General features: G+C 37.2%; 12 protein-coding genes. All 12 read right to left on the reverse strand.

The features are described from left to right. Positions 1-77 precede the first annotated feature (77 nt). The 12 genes from ACTJIP_RS18905 to rpoB all read right to left on the reverse strand — a co-directional run bounded on the left by ACTJIP_RS18905 (position 78) and on the right by rpoB (position 15,626). The gene (locus ACTJIP_RS18905) at positions 78-1,361 is read right to left on the reverse strand and encodes an alkaline phosphatase family protein (protein ID WP_440704950.1); all 1,284 of its coding nucleotides are present in this window, start codon (positions 1,359-1,361) and stop codon (positions 78-80) included. Between the two features lie 109 nt (positions 1,362-1,470). Further along, positions 1,471-2,316, reverse strand: coding sequence for a GNAT family N-acetyltransferase (locus ACTJIP_RS18910; RefSeq protein ID WP_077418902.1), 846 nt, complete (start codon positions 2,314-2,316; stop codon positions 1,471-1,473). A gap of 31 nt (positions 2,317-2,347) precedes the next feature. Beyond that, complete coding sequence (locus ACTJIP_RS18915) at positions 2,348-2,947, reverse strand: GrpB family protein (protein ID WP_440704951.1); 600 nt, start codon at positions 2,945-2,947, stop codon at positions 2,348-2,350. Between the two features lie 122 nt (positions 2,948-3,069). Beyond that, a complete protein-coding gene (locus ACTJIP_RS18920; RefSeq protein WP_440704952.1) occupies positions 3,070-3,831 on the reverse strand; it encodes a T9SS type A sorting domain-containing protein in 762 nt (253 codons plus the stop codon). Between the two features lies 1 nt (position 3,832). Beyond that, positions 3,833-4,357 carry an ankyrin repeat domain-containing protein gene (locus ACTJIP_RS18925; RefSeq protein WP_440704953.1) on the reverse strand — a complete coding sequence of 175 codons (525 nt, stop codon included), beginning with the start codon at positions 4,355-4,357 and terminating at the stop codon, positions 3,833-3,835. Further along, on the reverse strand, positions 4,354-4,899 hold the full coding sequence (locus ACTJIP_RS18930) for a YceI family protein (protein WP_047388481.1): 546 nt from the start codon (positions 4,897-4,899) through the stop codon (positions 4,354-4,356). The genes ACTJIP_RS18925 and ACTJIP_RS18930 overlap by 4 nt, the downstream gene beginning before the upstream one ends. A 10-nt stretch (positions 4,900-4,909) precedes the next feature. Further along, positions 4,910-5,257, reverse strand: a complete 348-nt coding sequence (locus ACTJIP_RS18935) for a hypothetical protein (RefSeq protein ID WP_426481616.1) — start codon at positions 5,255-5,257, stop codon at positions 4,910-4,912. 1 nt (position 5,258) lies between these two features. Beyond that, entirely contained in the window at positions 5,259-6,101 is an 843-nt protein-coding gene (locus tag ACTJIP_RS18940) for a DUF5777 family beta-barrel protein (protein ID WP_440704954.1), read from the reverse strand. Between the two features lie 125 nt (positions 6,102-6,226). Continuing rightward, entirely contained in the window at positions 6,227-6,877 is a 651-nt protein-coding gene (locus ACTJIP_RS18945; protein WP_077418896.1) for a Crp/Fnr family transcriptional regulator, read from the reverse strand. 185 nt (positions 6,878-7,062) lie between these two features. Beyond that, positions 7,063-7,368, reverse strand: coding sequence for a DUF3467 domain-containing protein (locus ACTJIP_RS18950; protein WP_002976436.1), 306 nt, complete (start codon positions 7,366-7,368; stop codon positions 7,063-7,065). 87 nt (positions 7,369-7,455) lie between these two features. After that, complete coding sequence (gene rpoC, locus ACTJIP_RS18955; protein ID WP_077418895.1) at positions 7,456-11,721, reverse strand: DNA-directed RNA polymerase subunit beta'; 4,266 nt, start codon at positions 11,719-11,721, stop codon at positions 7,456-7,458. A gap of 83 nt (positions 11,722-11,804) precedes the next feature. Then, on the reverse strand, positions 11,805-15,626 hold the full coding sequence (gene rpoB / locus ACTJIP_RS18960) for a DNA-directed RNA polymerase subunit beta (RefSeq protein ID WP_077418894.1): 3,822 nt from the start codon (positions 15,624-15,626) through the stop codon (positions 11,805-11,807). Positions 15,627-15,700: the final 74 nt, after the last annotated feature.

Consider the following 15,700-nt stretch of genomic DNA (forward strand, 5'->3'; position numbering starts at 1 on the left):
ATTCCAATTCCGAAAAATGCACCCAAAAATGACCAGAAATGTTCTTTGTAATCAATCTTTATTTTTTAATCTTCAGATTATTTTTGCTCTTTTAGTGTTTGTTTTAAAACTTTCAGTTTTCCATCAATAGGCTGATCAATTTTTAATCCCAAAACTTCAGCAACCAAAGGATAAACATTAATGTTGGCAAATTCATTGATGACCAGATTGTTTTTAAATTCAGGGCCCCAGGCAAAGAAAGTCGCTTTCATTTCCGGAACAACTTTAGGGTTGTAGCCATGCTTACCAACAGATGTTTTCTTCCCTTTTTCCAGGAATATTTTTGGGGCTTTAGGAATCAGAAGAATTTGTCCTATCCTGTGATATTGATCATCTCTTGTTGCAAAGTGAAGATATTTAGGAAGTTTTTTATCCAGATATACTTCGTAATCGTCTGTTTTATTAGCTTTCAGTTCTTTATAAACTGCTTTTACCTCATCTGGATTTTTAACGTAAACTCTTAACAAAGTCTGGGAATTGTAAAAATCAAATCTGTTTTTATCAAAAAGCACAGCCGGAATTTCCAAAGGTGTACCTCCATCTACTTTGATCATACCATGGTCGGAAACAAAAATAAAGTTGACATTTTTTAATCCTAATCCATTTACTTTCTGAACAAGGTTACCAATCGCCTGGTCTATCAGATGAACAGCAATTTCTGTTTCTTTGGAATCCGGTCCATGATGATGTCCGCTTCCGTCTACTTCCGGGAAGTATAATGAAATAAAATGAGGTCTTTTCTCTTCCGATAATTTCAGCCAGTTCACCACTTTTTCTACTTTTTCGGAAGGTGTGAATTTTTCATGATAAGGATAATAATAAGAAGGTCTCATTCCTCCTGCATCACTGGCAGATCCTACCCACATTAAAGAAGCAGATACCATTCCCTGCTTTTCAGCGAGTCCCCAAATTGGGGTTCCTCCATACCAGCTGCCATCTTCAGCATTTTTTTTGTTGCTCATGGCATACCCTTCTTTTCTTTTATAATCATAGAAAAAATTATCGATCAAACCATGATGAGAAGGATAAAGTCCGGTAATTAGACTCCAGTGATTTGGGAAAGTAATACTTGGATAACTTGGAATCATTGCTTCAGCCTTCACACCGCCATTGGCCAGTTTCAAAAGATTTTCAGCATTATACTTTTGAGCATAGTCATAACGGAAGCCATCTGTAGATATCATAATCACATAAGGTTTAGACTGTGCTTCTATACTGTTTTGTCTACCCGGGATCATCACCTGGGCTGTATCAATATTGACCTGTTGTGCAAAAGCCGTAAAGGAAATTAGCAGCAGTAAAAAATAGATTCCTCGCTTCATTATTTTAAAATTTTTCTCAAAGTTACATCCTATACTTCTGCCTGAAAAGTTTAAGAGATTAAAAGTATATTAAAAGCGATTATTTTTTTTGAATAAAAATTAAAACTCATTAAATAGGTCTTTTCATTTCAAACTGTGACAGCCAATTGTTCAGTCCTACTCTTTCACTAAGAAATTGACTGGTGTTTTCTGAAGAATCATCTACATTATTCAAGGCAATGGTTTGTCCTCCGTTTTTTTCTTTAATAGCATTAAAAAGCTTTGTTCCAATTCCACGATTTCTGTAATTCTTATCTACTGCAAACTGGTATATTTTTTTCACTGCAGGACTATAAACAATATACCCAACAAGTTTATCTTTCATATAAGCACCTAAAGTCACATAGTTTTCAGGCATAGGCTCCAATACGAACACCGATCCCTGCCATGAAGGTTCAATATCCCAGAAAGAACATAGCAGTTTCCATTGAAAGTCATTCAAATCCCTAATAGAAACCTCAGCATTTCCTTTTCCCTGTTGAATACTTCCGTTAAAACAAAGTAATCTTCGTACAATTGTAAAACCTAGATTTTCATATGCCCTGATGGCAGGCTGATTTCCTTCAATAACTTCAAGCAGCAATGTATTGGCATTTCTCTCTTTTAAAACAGGAATAATAAAATCGTACATTTTCCTTACCAATCCTTTACCTCTGCTTTCAGGAACTACTCCTGTTCCACCATTGTAAATAATTTTCTCCCCATTTTCCACTTTTTCAGACTGAAGGATAAAACCTACCAGTTTCCCATCTTCAAATGCTCCGACAGAGATATTCATATCCATTTTTTCAGCTGCGATTTTTGAGACAAGCACCTCTTTCGTTAAATGAAAAGGGATAACATAATCTGAAAACGAATGGTTGAACACTGATAAAATTTCATCTATGCTTGTATTTGCTAAGGTTTTGAACTCCATTGATATTTTAAATTTATATAGTTATTACACTTTATTTCTGTTGGTTCAAGTACCATTGAATGGCATTATGCTCTTCTCTTTTTATAAATGGGTCTTTTTCCTGATTATAATCATTACCGTCAAACCATTCTTTTTTACTCAATTCCTCTTTCAGTTTTTGATATTCTTCTTTTACCTCCGGATGAATACGAAGATAATCCCTGAAAACCAAATGGCGAAGCCAGTGTTCTGAAGAAGTCGGAATAACGTGAATGTGAGCAATGCGGAGATGATGATTGTGAATTCTCTCAGGAATTTCATCATTTGAATAAATAACATCAGGAAATCCTAATGTATGGGTATGATCTATAAGTTTAATAAAAAAACGGCGGTACGGCATATCTTCATTATACTTTTCATAATAGACATAATCTTTGCCTTCCAGTAAAGATGGAACTTTATCAAGTTCTTTTTCATCCTTTACCCCAATCATAATATCAATAATTGGTTTTGCAGATAAACCTTCCACAGATATGCTGCCAATATGTTCAATTTCCGGATTCAAAAAACCGATATAGTTCTCAAGTTCATTTTTAATGGTTTCAAACTGCTTTTTCCAGAAAGGATTATATTTTTCAAAGGTAACTTTCATAGGTATACAAATATAAAAATTTTCTCAGCAAACTCCCTAGAATGAATACTTAACAAAAAATGATACCTCTGAAAAATCAGAGGTATTCATTACTAATTATTTGGGTGTGTTTTTTCTGAAAATTACTCTTTAATCAGCTTTTCATAAGATGTAGATCCATCTTTCAGCTGAATTTCAAGATAATAGCTTCCTGATCTTAGGTTTTCAACACTGATACTTTCTCCATCCGGTTTTACTGATCGTACTTTTCGGCCTGTTGCTTCGTAGATATCAATGGATTTTATTTTATCAAAGTTTTTGAAATTAACTGTTGATTTTGCTGGATTAGGATATAGATTTACCTTCTTGCTATTGGCTGCAATTTCATTGGTAGACAAAGTAGCTGCTGTCATCGTTAAAGCTGCATATCCTCTTCCTGCATCATGGTAACCTATCCCTGTACCTGTTTTTCTTGCATAGAAAATGTTGATTGTTCCTGCAGCATTGGCAATGGCAAGGTCGCCTGCTCCTCCGGAAAGACTTCTGGTTGCAACGACAGTTCTTGTAGACCCTGAAACGGTGTTGGAAGTTTCTGTCCAGTCCTGTGAAGGATCAACGGTAGGAGGAATCATAGGGCCTGTGAATGAATAATCTCTATTCGTAGAAGAGTTATATATAAATCCGTCTGATCCTGCCGACATTCCTCCCATATCTACGCCATTGCCACCAAAGCCAATTCCTAGCATAGAATTACTGTCACCTGTCACTGTAATTGTTACTCCTGTTGGAGTTGTATCTAATTTCACCGTCATGGCTGTATTTGGTAAACTTACCGTTCCGGATGAAAACTGCGCCAATGCAAAATTGGCCATAAATACGCTAAGCGCTAGTAGAGTTTTTTTCATATCAATTTTTTAAAAGATTAATAATTTCCTTGTTATTGGTTTGCAATGCATATTCAAAAGGAGTCATTCCCATTGAATCTTTCTTTGTTTTATCTGCTTTGTATTTCAGCAGCTGTTCTATCAGTTCTTTATTTCCTGATTTTACTGCCCAGAATAAAGGAGTATATCCTGTGGTATCTGCGATATTCGGATCTGCCTTTTTCTTTAACAAATGTTCTACCAGATCTTTATTATATTTTATAGCTAGACCTGCTAATGCTGTTCCTTCACGGCTTTTGTAGTTAACATCTTTTACATTGTCAATCAGAAAATCTGCCACATCTGTATTTCCTCTGTAACAAGCTAAAATAAGGGGAGAGAATCCATTTTCGTTCACCTGATTAATAATATCCGGATTTTGTTTCATCAGCTCCTGTACTTCGGCAACAGTTCCGCTTCTGGCAATATCAAATATTGATTTTGCTTTTTCCTGAGCAGATATCAATGAGCTCAGAAATAGTCCTAAAATTAAGATGACATTTCTCATTGTTTTACCATTACGTAGTTGTATTCGATATTGACATTTTCTGCCACTTTCTTGGTAACCATTTTAGGGATGGTCACTTTGTAATCTGCAGGTTTGGCTATAAAACCGCCCTGCATATAGATTTTACCGTCTTTTGCATATAGTGTGGCAGAAGAAGCAACCGCTTTGTCTACCCCATGAAAGTTAAGCGTTCCCTGAACGGTATATTTCTGTGGACTGGCCGTAAGTTTTGTTTTATCAAAGTTGACAATTTTCCCTTTAAAGGTTGTTTTCGGATATTTTGCAGATTCAGCATAGCTTTCATTAAAATGTTCTTCCATTAATTTGGTTTTAAAATGAAAGTTTTTAACGGTAGAAACGGATGCCATTTCGCCGTTGTCTGCGTTCAGAATCACAATATTATTGTCATCCTGTGCAAAAATATCATCAAACAGAGGTACTGAAGCTTCAAAAGTTACTTTTCCTGTCTTAGAACTGTATTTCTGTGCTGAAGCGTAACCGGCAGAAAGCAGTAATACGCTTAATAATGCTAATTTTTTCATATCAATTTTTTTAGTTTTCATTTAACCCGTCAGCTTTCCACTTTATGAAAATATTGATCTGAGCTGCAGACAACGATCCTCCCTGAGGCATTTTACCGGGATCACCATTAGGTCTTTGAATACGATCCAGAATTCCGTCTATATTATTTTTTACCTGATCATAAGTAACGAGAGGTTTATAGCCGCTGGCAGAATGACAGCCAATGCAATTATTATCCACAATGGGTTTTACATCTGCCATATATTTTACCGGTGCAGTGATAGGTGTATTATCAGAAATCTCTTCATAAGTTCTGCTGTCACAAGCCGTCAGTATGATTGCTGACGACAGTATCAATAAGGATGTTAGCTTTTTCATATTAAAAAACTCTATAAAGATTAAACCCAAAGAAAATATGTCCCTTTCCCCATGCTCCAGTGGCATTGGTAAGATATCCGATATCTGAATTTATCTGGGAGTTCGTTAATAAAAGCTGGAACACATGTCCTCCGGTTTCTACATCTACCCCTAATGATAATGGGTTTTTATAAAAACTGTGATCGTCGAAATTCATAAAGTATTCTGCATTCACAGAAACTCTTTTTGAAATTTTATAGCGTCCTCCCAAACCTGCTAAAAACTGATTTTTGTTTTCAATAGTGGGTTCGTAAAGGTTTTTATGAACAAAGGAAGGTGTAAGCTGCAAGGAAAACTTATCATTGAACCTTCTTGAGATCAATGCCTGCGTAAGATAAGAAAGCCTGTCACTGAATTTAAGATGTGGATAATTATCTTTATCAAGTTCAGTATTGGCACCCATTACATTGTAGCCCACAATATCCACCGGAAAGTTTTCATTTTGTCTTACCAGCCTGTATTTTACTGCTCCTTCAAACGTTTTCATATTCGTTTCTCTGGAAAGGCTTACGGAAACAGCATCTGAAATACCATAGATAACGCCTAATTTGGTTGAGGCATGATCCAGACCGAAAAAGTCTTTGAATCCGGCGCTTATATCTCCAAATCTGTGGGCAACGATAATGTACCATTCTTTTTTGGCGGCGAGTTTTGTAGATTGCCCCGTAACAATCTGAAGGGCTTTGAAGGCGGGTTGTGAGGTTTCTGAATTGGTTTTCACCGTGTCAATATCCTTCAGCAGATCTTCCTGTGCAAAGACAAGACCTGAAGAAAATACTGACAAAAATAAGAGAGTTTTCGTCATATACAATTTGAATTAAATTATGATATAACAAACTTATCGAGTTCTCAATTCAAAAACAGGTGATAAAAGTCACCATTCAAATTGTTTTTATCAATGATAGAAATAAACTTTTCAAACAATTAAAATTAGATCATTCTAACATTTTCATTCACAGGAACTTTCATTCCTTCTTTGGTCTGAACAATTTCACCTTCACTTTCAATTTTTTTCAAAACTCTGCTTACAACTTCCCTGGAGGTTCCCAAACTGCTTGCAATTTCGCGATGGGTTATCTTAATTGGGTTGTTTCCTGTGGATGAAATCTGCTGTTTGATGTAATTCAGGACTCTTTTATCCAGTCTATGGAACACCGCATCATTCACCATATTCATCACTTCTGAAAATCTACGGTCATATTCATGATAAAACAGTTTGTTGATTTCCGGGAATTTTATCAGCCAGTCATGCATTACGGAAACGGGAATAAGAATGGCTTCCGAGTCTTCCTCGGCAATAGCATACACTCTGCTGACATAGTCTGTAAGAATGGATGAGAAGGTCATAAGACAGCTATCTTTGGGCTTAATATAATAGTAGATAAGTTCTCTTCCGTCATTAAGGGTAAAAACCTTGATAGAGCCTTTTATCAGGAAAGGGACAAATTTATTTTTCTGCCCTTCTCTTATGATTTCAGTTTTTGCTTTTATATCAATTGCAACAGCATGCTTTTCCAGCTCAGCTAAAAAATCAGCCCCTAAAAAGCCAAATTTACTTACAGCGAACGCGTTATCAATCATATCCTATATTTTCTACTTTTTCTTAAACAAAGATATAAAATTGATGAATGGTTATTATATATTTTTATGTTATTAAATAAAATTAACAATCATATGGGTTCGATATTCCTTTGTACATGAGAATTTAGGTCAAAAAAATGCCCCGGTAAAAACCAGGGCATCTTATTTTATTGTAAAAAGAAATCTTACGCTTGAACGTTGTTTCCTCCTAATACGAAAGGCTCAACTTCTTTGATTTCTCCGAACTGCTGCTCGTAGTTAGCGATGTTCTGTTGAAGAGCGTTTAATACTCTTTTAGCGTGAAGTGGAGCAAGAATAACTCTTGATCTTACTTTAGCTTGCTGAACACCTGGCATCAACTGAATAAAGTCTACTACAAATTCAGATGGAGAGTGGTTTACTAAAGCTAGGTTAGCATAGATACCAGCAGCTACCATTTCGTTTAATTCGATGTTGATGTTTCCGTCTTGTGGATTTTGATTGTTGTCCATTGTTATAAATTATGTTTTTAAAATTCGAAATTTGAGATTGTGAAAATATAAAAATAATTTCAAATCCCAAATTTCAAATCATTAATTTTAGTTAAGGTCTTCGAATTCTTTCTTAGAACCTACAATAACGTTCTGATACTCTTTAAGACCTGTACCTGCAGGGATTCTGTGACCTACAATTACATTTTCTTTAAGACCGTTAAGTTCGTCTACTTTACCAGCAACAGCTGCTTCGTTAAGAACTTTAGTTGTTTCCTGGAACGATGCTGCAGACATGAATGACTTAGTCTGAAGGGCCGCTCTTGTAATACCTTGTAATACAGGAGTTGCTGTAGCAGGAAGAGCTTCTCTTACTTCTACAAGACTTAAATCTTCACGCTTCAACTTAGAGTTTTCATCTCTTAATTCTCTTGCAGTAATCATCTGACCTGGCATGAATTCTTTAGAATCACCAGCTTCTACTACTACTTTAAGACCGAATACTCTGTTGTTTTCTTCCAAGAAATCATACTTGTGCTCAAGAGCTCCTTCAAGGAATTGAGTATCACCTCCATCTACGATAGATACTTTCGTCATCATCTGTCTTACGATAATTTCGAAGTGCTTGTCGTCGATTTTTACCCCCTGTAGACGGTAAACTTCCTGGATCTCATTTACTAAGTATTCCTGAACTGCTGTTGGGCCTTTAATTCTTAAGATATCTTCCGGTGTGATAGAACCGTCAGAAAGCGGAGAACCTGCTCTTACGAAGTCATTCTCCTGAACAAGAATCTGGTTGGAAAGTTTTACCAGGTAAATTTTTCTTTCTCCAGTTTTAGCTTCAACAATAAGTTCACGGTTACCTCTCTTAATTTTTCCGTAAGAAACTACCCCGTCGATTTCAGTAACAACCGCTGGGTTTGAAGGGTTTCTAGCTTCGAATAATTCTGTAACTCTCGGAAGACCTCCGGTGATATCCCCTGCTTTTGCAGATTTTCTTGGGATTTTGATTAAGACTTTACCAGCCTTAATTTTTTCACCATCGTTTACCATTAAGTGGGCTCCTACCGGTAAGTTGTAAGCTTTCTGCTCAATACCTTTAGAGTCTACCACCTTCAAGGTAGGTACGGCTTTCTTATTTCTAGATTCAGAGATTACTTTCTCTTCGAATCCTGTTTGTTCGTCAATTTCAAGTTGGAATGAAATACCCTGGATGATATCCTCGTATTCTACCTTACCTGAAGTTTCAGCAATAATTACTGCGTTATATGGATCCCATCTACAGATTGTATCCCCTTTCTTCACTTTATCACCTGGTTTTACAGCTAATATAGATCCGTAAGGTACGTTAGCTACCATTAATGGAGTTCTAAGCTCATTATCAGCAACTAATCTGAATTCTGTTGAACGGGAAACTACAACCTCAGCTGTATTACCGTTTTCATCTTCAGAAGTAATAGTTCTTACTTCATCCATTTCAACGATACCATCTCTTCTTGCAACGATAGATGGGTTTTCTGATACGTTTCCTGCAGTACCCCCTTGGTGGAAGGTTCTCAACGTAAGCTGAGTACCTGGTTCCCCAATTGACTGTGCTGCAATTACACCTACCGCTTCACCCATGTGGATCACTTTACCTGTTGCTAAGTTTCTACCGTAACATTTAGCACAGATACCTTTCTTAGCTTCACAAGTTAATGGTGAACGAACCTCAACTGATTCTAATCCAGCTTCTTCGATTCTTTTCGCCAATGCTTCAATGATCACCTGATCTGCGCTTGCAATAAGCTCGTCAGTTTCAGGATCGTAAATATTATGTAGCGATACTCTACCTAAGATTCTTTCAGAGATTCTTTCAACGATCTCGTCATTTTTCTTAAGTGCGGTAACTTCTGTACCTCTTAGAGTTCCACAGTCGTCTTCTGTAACGATAACGTCCTGTGCAACGTCTACCAATCTTCTCGTTAAGTAACCAGCATCGGCTGTCTTAAGAGCAGTATCCGCAAGACCCTTACGAGCACCGTGGGTAGAGATAAAGTACTCTAGAATCGAAAGACCTTCCTTAAAGTTGGCAAGGATCGGGTTTTCGATGATCTCCGCTCCCGTAGAACCGGCTTTTTGCGGTTTAGCCATCAAACCTCTCATCCCTGATAACTGACGGATCTGTTCTTTAGAACCCCTCGCTCCAGAGTCAAGCATCATATATACAGAGTTGAAACCACCTTGGTCAGTTTTCATTCTGCTCATGATCATTTCAGTTAATCCGGCGTTGGTATTTGTCCAAACGTCGATTACCTGGTTATAACGTTCTGTATCGGTAATTAGACCCATGTTATAGTTAGCTCTAATTTCGTCTACAGTTTCAATTGAAGAAGCAATCATCTGCTTTTTCTCAACAGGAACTACAATATCCCCAAGTGAGAATGAAAGACCTCCTTTAAATGCATTTGAATACCCTAAGTCTTTCATTGCATCAAGGAACTTCACAGTTGTAGGGAAATCTGTATCAGCAAGGATCTTACCGATAACGTTTCTCAATGATTTCTTAGTAAGAAGTTCATTGATATATCCTGACTGCTTAGGTACAATCTGGTTGAATAAAATTCTACCAACAGAAGTTTCGATCAATCTTGTTACTATTACTCCATCTTCTTTAACAGGTAGTCTACATCTTACCTTAGCATTTAAAGAAACTCTACCTTCAGCATAAGCGATTTCCGCTTCTTCAGGAGAATAGAATGCAAGACCTTCACCTTTTACTTTCATATCTTCTGTAGAGCTCAATTCTTTAGTCATGAAATAAAGACCAAGAACCATGTCCTGAGAAGGTACTGTAATTGGAGAACCGTTTGCAGGGTTCAAAATGTTTTGAGAACCTAGCATCAATAGCTGAGCTTCAAGGATTGCCTCTGGTCCTAACGGTAAGTGTACCGCCATCTGGTCACCATCGAAATCGGCGTTGAATGCTGTTGTTACCAACGGGTGTAGCTGGATTGCCTTACCTTCGATCATCTTAGGTTGGAAAGCCTGAATACCCAGTCTGTGAAGCGTAGGTGCTCTGTTCAATAGAACAGGGTGACCTTTCATCACGTTTTCAAGGATATCATAAACTACGGGTTCTTTTCTATCAATAATTCTCTTTGCAGATTTTACTGTTTTTACAATTCCTCTTTCAATTAGTTTTCTAATGATAAACGGTTTGTAAAGTTCAGCTGCCATATCTTTAGGAATACCACATTCGTGAAGCTGCAAGTTTGGACCTACAACAATTACCGAACGCGCAGAGTAGTCTACCCTTTTCCCTAGTAAGTTCTGACGGAAACGACCTTGCTTACCTTTCAATGAATCAGAAAGTGATTTCAATGGTCTGTTTGATTCAGATTTTACTGCAGAAGATTTTCTTGTGTTATCGAATAATGAATCTACTGATTCCTGAAGCATACGCTTCTCGTTTCTCAAGATTACTTCAGGAGCTTTGATCTCCAATAATCTCTTCAAACGGTTATTTCTGATAATTACTCTTCTATAAAGGTCATTCAAGTCAGAAGTTGCGAAACGTCCTCCATCCAATGGAACTAATGGTCTTAATTCTGGTGGGATAACAGGAAGTACACGCATGATCATCCACTCTGGTCTGTTGATCATTCTTGTATTAGCACCTCTCAATGCTTCTACAACGTTCAATCTTTTAAGAGCTTCTGTTCTTCTTTGTTTTGAACCTTCGTTGTGAGCTTTATGTCTCAAGTCGAAAGACAATGCATCAAGATCGATTCTTTTTAATAGATCTTCCACAGCTTCAGCACCCATTCTGGCGATGAATTTGTTTGGATCAGAATCATCAAGATACTGGTTTTCTACAGGAAGAGTTTCCATGATATCAAGGTATTCTTCTTCTGTAAGGAATTCCATATTTTCAAAATCAGAACCATCTAATTTTTTAGCAATACCCTGCTGAATCACTACATATCTTTCGTAGTAGATGATCATATCTAATTTCTTAGAAGGGATTCCTAAAAGGTATCCGATTTTGTTTGGCAATGAACGGAAGTACCAGATATGAGCAATAGGAACAACCAAACCGATATGACCGATTCTTTCTCTTCTTACTTTTTTCTCAGTAACTTCAACACCACAACGGTCACAAACGATCCCTTTGTAACGAATTCTCTTGTATTTACCACAAGCACATTCGTAATCTTTTACAGGACCAAAGATTTTCTCACAGAATAATCCGTCTCTTTCAGGTTTGTGAGTTCTGTAGTTAATAGTTTCCGGTTTTAAAACCTCCCCTCTTGAGTCTTGTAAAATAGACTCCGGTGAAGCTAAACCGATGGTTATTTTATTAAATCTACTTGTTTTATTTTTATTTGACATTTTTTAGATTTTAGATTTTGGATTATAAATTTTGGATTATAGAATTCTGAACGGGTTCAAAATTCAATAGGCAAAATTTAAAATTATTCCTCAAGTCTTACATCAAGTCCAAGTCCTTGTAACTCGTGAAGTAATACATTGAATGATTCCGGAATACCTGGTTCAGGCATAGATTCACCTTTTGCAATTGCTTCATAAGTTTTTGCTCTACCAATCACGTCATCCGACTTCACAGTCAAGATTTCTCTCAAGATATTGGATGCACCGAATGCTTCAAGTGCCCAAACCTCCATCTCTCCGAATCTCTGACCACCGAACTGAGCTTTACCTCCTAACGGCTGCTGAGTAATCAATGAGTAAGGTCCAATAGAACGTGCGTGCATCTTATCATCAACCATGTGTCCTAGTTTCAACATGTAAATGATACCTACTGTCGCAGCCTGAGTAAATCTTTCTCCGGTACCACCATCATAAAGGTGAGTGTGACCGAATGTAGGAAGACCTGCTTTCTCTGTATATTCAGTAATCTGATCAAGAGTTGCTCCGTCAAAGATTGGTGTAGCGAACTTCATTCCCAGCTTCTGACCAGCCCATCCAAGAACTGTTTCATAGATCTGACCGATGTTCATACGAGAAGGTACCCCTAGTGGATTCAATACGATATCTACTGGTGTTCCATCCTCTAAGAACGGCATGTCTTCTTCACGAACGATTCTTGAAACGATACCTTTGTTACCGTGACGTCCCGCCATCTTATCTCCTACATTCAGTTTACGTTTCTTAGCGATGTAAACTTTAGCCAACTTCATGATTCCTGCTGGAAGCTCATCTCCGATTGAAATTGCAAATTTCTCACGGTTTTTAACTCCTTGAATGTCGTTATATTTGATTTTGTAATTGTGAATTAATTGTTTGATCAATTCATTCTTGTCAGCGTCTACTGTCCAGTCTGCACCACTAACGTTTACATAATCTTCAACTGAAGTTAATAACTTGTGAGTAAATTTCACACCTTTACCGATGATTTCTTCGTCAAGGTCATTTTGTACCCCTTGAGAAGTTTTACCGCTTACCAGTGTATTTAATTTTTCAATTAAAGTATTTCTCAACTCATCAAATTTAGCCTTGTAAGTGTTTTCAATTTCTTCAAGTCTAAGTTTTTCTTCAGTTCTTTTCTTTTTGTCTTTAATGTTTCTAGAGAACAACTTCTTGTTGATAACAACTCCTCTTAATGAAGAGTCAGCTTTTAATGATGCATCTTTTACATCACCAGCTTTATCACCGAAGATTGCTCTAAGAAGTTTTTCTTCAGGAGTCGGGTCAGATTCACCTTTTGGAGTAATTTTACCAATCATGATATCTCCAGGCTTCACTTCAGCACCGATTCTGATCATACCGTTCTCGTCAAGATCTTTGGTAGCTTCTTCAGATACGTTTGGAATATCTGCTGTCAATTCTTCCATACCTAATTTGGTATCACGAACTTCAAGAGAATACTCATCTACGTGGATTGAAGTAAACCAGTCTTCACGTACAACTTTTTCGTTGATTACAATTGCATCCTCGAAGTTGTACCCTTTCCAAGGCATGAACGCTACTACTAAGTTTCTACCAAGAGCTAATTCTCCTTTTTCAGTAGCATAACCGTCGCAAAGTACCTGTCCTTTTTCCACTACATCACCTACTCTTACGTTTGGTCTTAGGGTAATTGTTGTACTCTGGTTGGTTTTTCTGAACTTAGTAAGTTTGTATGTTTTAGTAGCAGACTCGAATTGTACTAAATCTTCGTCTTCGCTTCTTTCATATTTAATAACGATTCTGTCAGCATCTACGTACTCTACAGTACCTGTACCTTCAGCATTAATTAAGATTCTTGAATCTCTTGCAACTTGCTGCTCAAGCCCTGTACCAACGATTGGAGCCTGTGGCTTCAATAGAGGAACGGCCTGACGCATCATGTTAGATCCCATCAATGCACGGTTCGCATCATCATGCTCCAAGAAAGGAATCAATGAAGCGGAAATACCTGAGATCTGGTTTGGTGCAACATCGATAAGGTTAACCTGAGCAGGCTCCACTACCGGATAATCACCATCCAATCTTGCAATAATTCTGTCTGTTAAGAAGTCTCCGTTATCACTCAATTCAACGTTTGCCTGAGCAATTACTTTATCTTCTTCATCTTCTGCATTTAAATAAATAGGGTCAGCGTTAAGATCAATCTTACCACTTTCTACTTTTCTATATGGAGTTTCGATGAAACCAAGGTTGTTGATTTTCGCATAGATTCCTAGAGATGAAATCAAACCGATGTTTGGTCCTTCCGGAGTTTCAATCGGACAAATTCTTCCGTAGTGAGTATGGTGAACGTCACGAACCTCGAAACCTGCTCTTTCTCTTGATAAACCACCAGGCCCTAGTGCAGATAATCTTCTCTTGTGAGTGATCTCTGATAGAGGGTTGGTTTGGTCCATGAACTGAGATAGCTGGTTGGTACCGAAGAATGAGTTGATTACAGACGTTAATGTCTTAGCATTTACAAGGTCAAGCGGAGTAAAGATTTCGTTATCTCTAACGTTCATTCTTTCCTTGATTGTTCTTGCAATTCTTGAAAGACCTACCCCGAACTGTCCTGCTAATTGCTCACCAACAGTTTTAATTCTTCTGTTTGATAAGTGGTCAATATCATCAACATCAGTTTTTGAGTTTACTAACTCAATTAAGTGTCTTACAATGGCAATGATATCTTCTTTTGTAAGAACTTCAGTTGTAGTTGGAATGTTTAGGCTTAACTTTTTGTTTAGTCTGTAACGTCCTACTTCACCTAAAGAGTATCTCTGCTCAGAGAAGAATAATTTTTCAATGATTCCTCTTGCCGTTTCCTCATCTGGTGGATCTGCATTTCTTAACTGACGATAAATATACTCTACCGCTTCTTTTTCAGAGTTAGTAGGGTCTTTTTGTAATGTATTCTGGATGATAGAGAATTCGTTGCTGTTTTCTTTGTGAATCAGGATTGACTTCACACCAGCATCCAGGATAAGATCTAAATGTTCTTTTTCAAGGATTGTTTCTCTATCCAAGATGATTTCGTTTCTTTCGATAGAAACTACTTCACCTGTATCTTCGTCTACGAAATCTTCGAACCAAGTGTTCAATACTCTCGCAGCCAATGTTCTCCCTTCTACTTTTTTAAGAGCAGCTTTAGAAACTTTCACTTCTTCCGCAAGGTCGAAGATCTGAAGGATATCTTTATCAGATTCATATCCGATAGCTCTTAATAAAGTTGTTAATGGTAATTTTTTCTTACGGTCGATATACGCGTACATTACGCTGTTGATATCCGTTGTAAATTCCATCCAAGATCCTTTGAAAGGGATAATTCTTGAATAGTAAAGTTTGGTCCCGTTCGCGTGGTAAGTCTGTCCGAAGAATACACCAGGTGAACGGTGAAGCTGCGTAACAATAACTCTCTCAGCACCGTTGATGATGAAAGAACCACTTGGCGTCATATAAGGAACCGGACCTAAATATACGTCCTGAACCACTGTTTGGAAATCTTCGTGTTCCGGGTCAGTACAATACAGTTTAAGTCTAGCTTTTAGAGGAACTGAATAAGTAAGTCCTCTTTCCACACACTCATCAATTGAATAACGTGGAGAATCTACCAGATAGTCTAAGAATTCTAATACGAATTGGTTTCTTGAATCCGTAATTGGGAAATTCTCTTGGAAAGTCTTGTAAAGAGCTTCTGTCTTTCTGGCTTCAGGAAGTGTATCAAGCTGGAAAAATTCTCTGAAAGACTCAATTTGGATATCCAAAAAGTCTGGAGTGATAATTTTTCCTTTCGCTGATGAGAAATTAATTCTCGGATTTCCTTGAGTTGTTGATTTTGTTTTACTCATAAAACTTTTAAGAAAGGGTTAAAAAATATTTTGATTCATTAAAAAATATCAGAAAAGAACAAGAAACAAGGTAA

The sequence above is a fragment of the Chryseobacterium sp. 22543 genome (genome assembly GCF_052044565.1).
Lineage (GTDB): Bacteria > Bacteroidota > Bacteroidia > Flavobacteriales > Weeksellaceae > Chryseobacterium.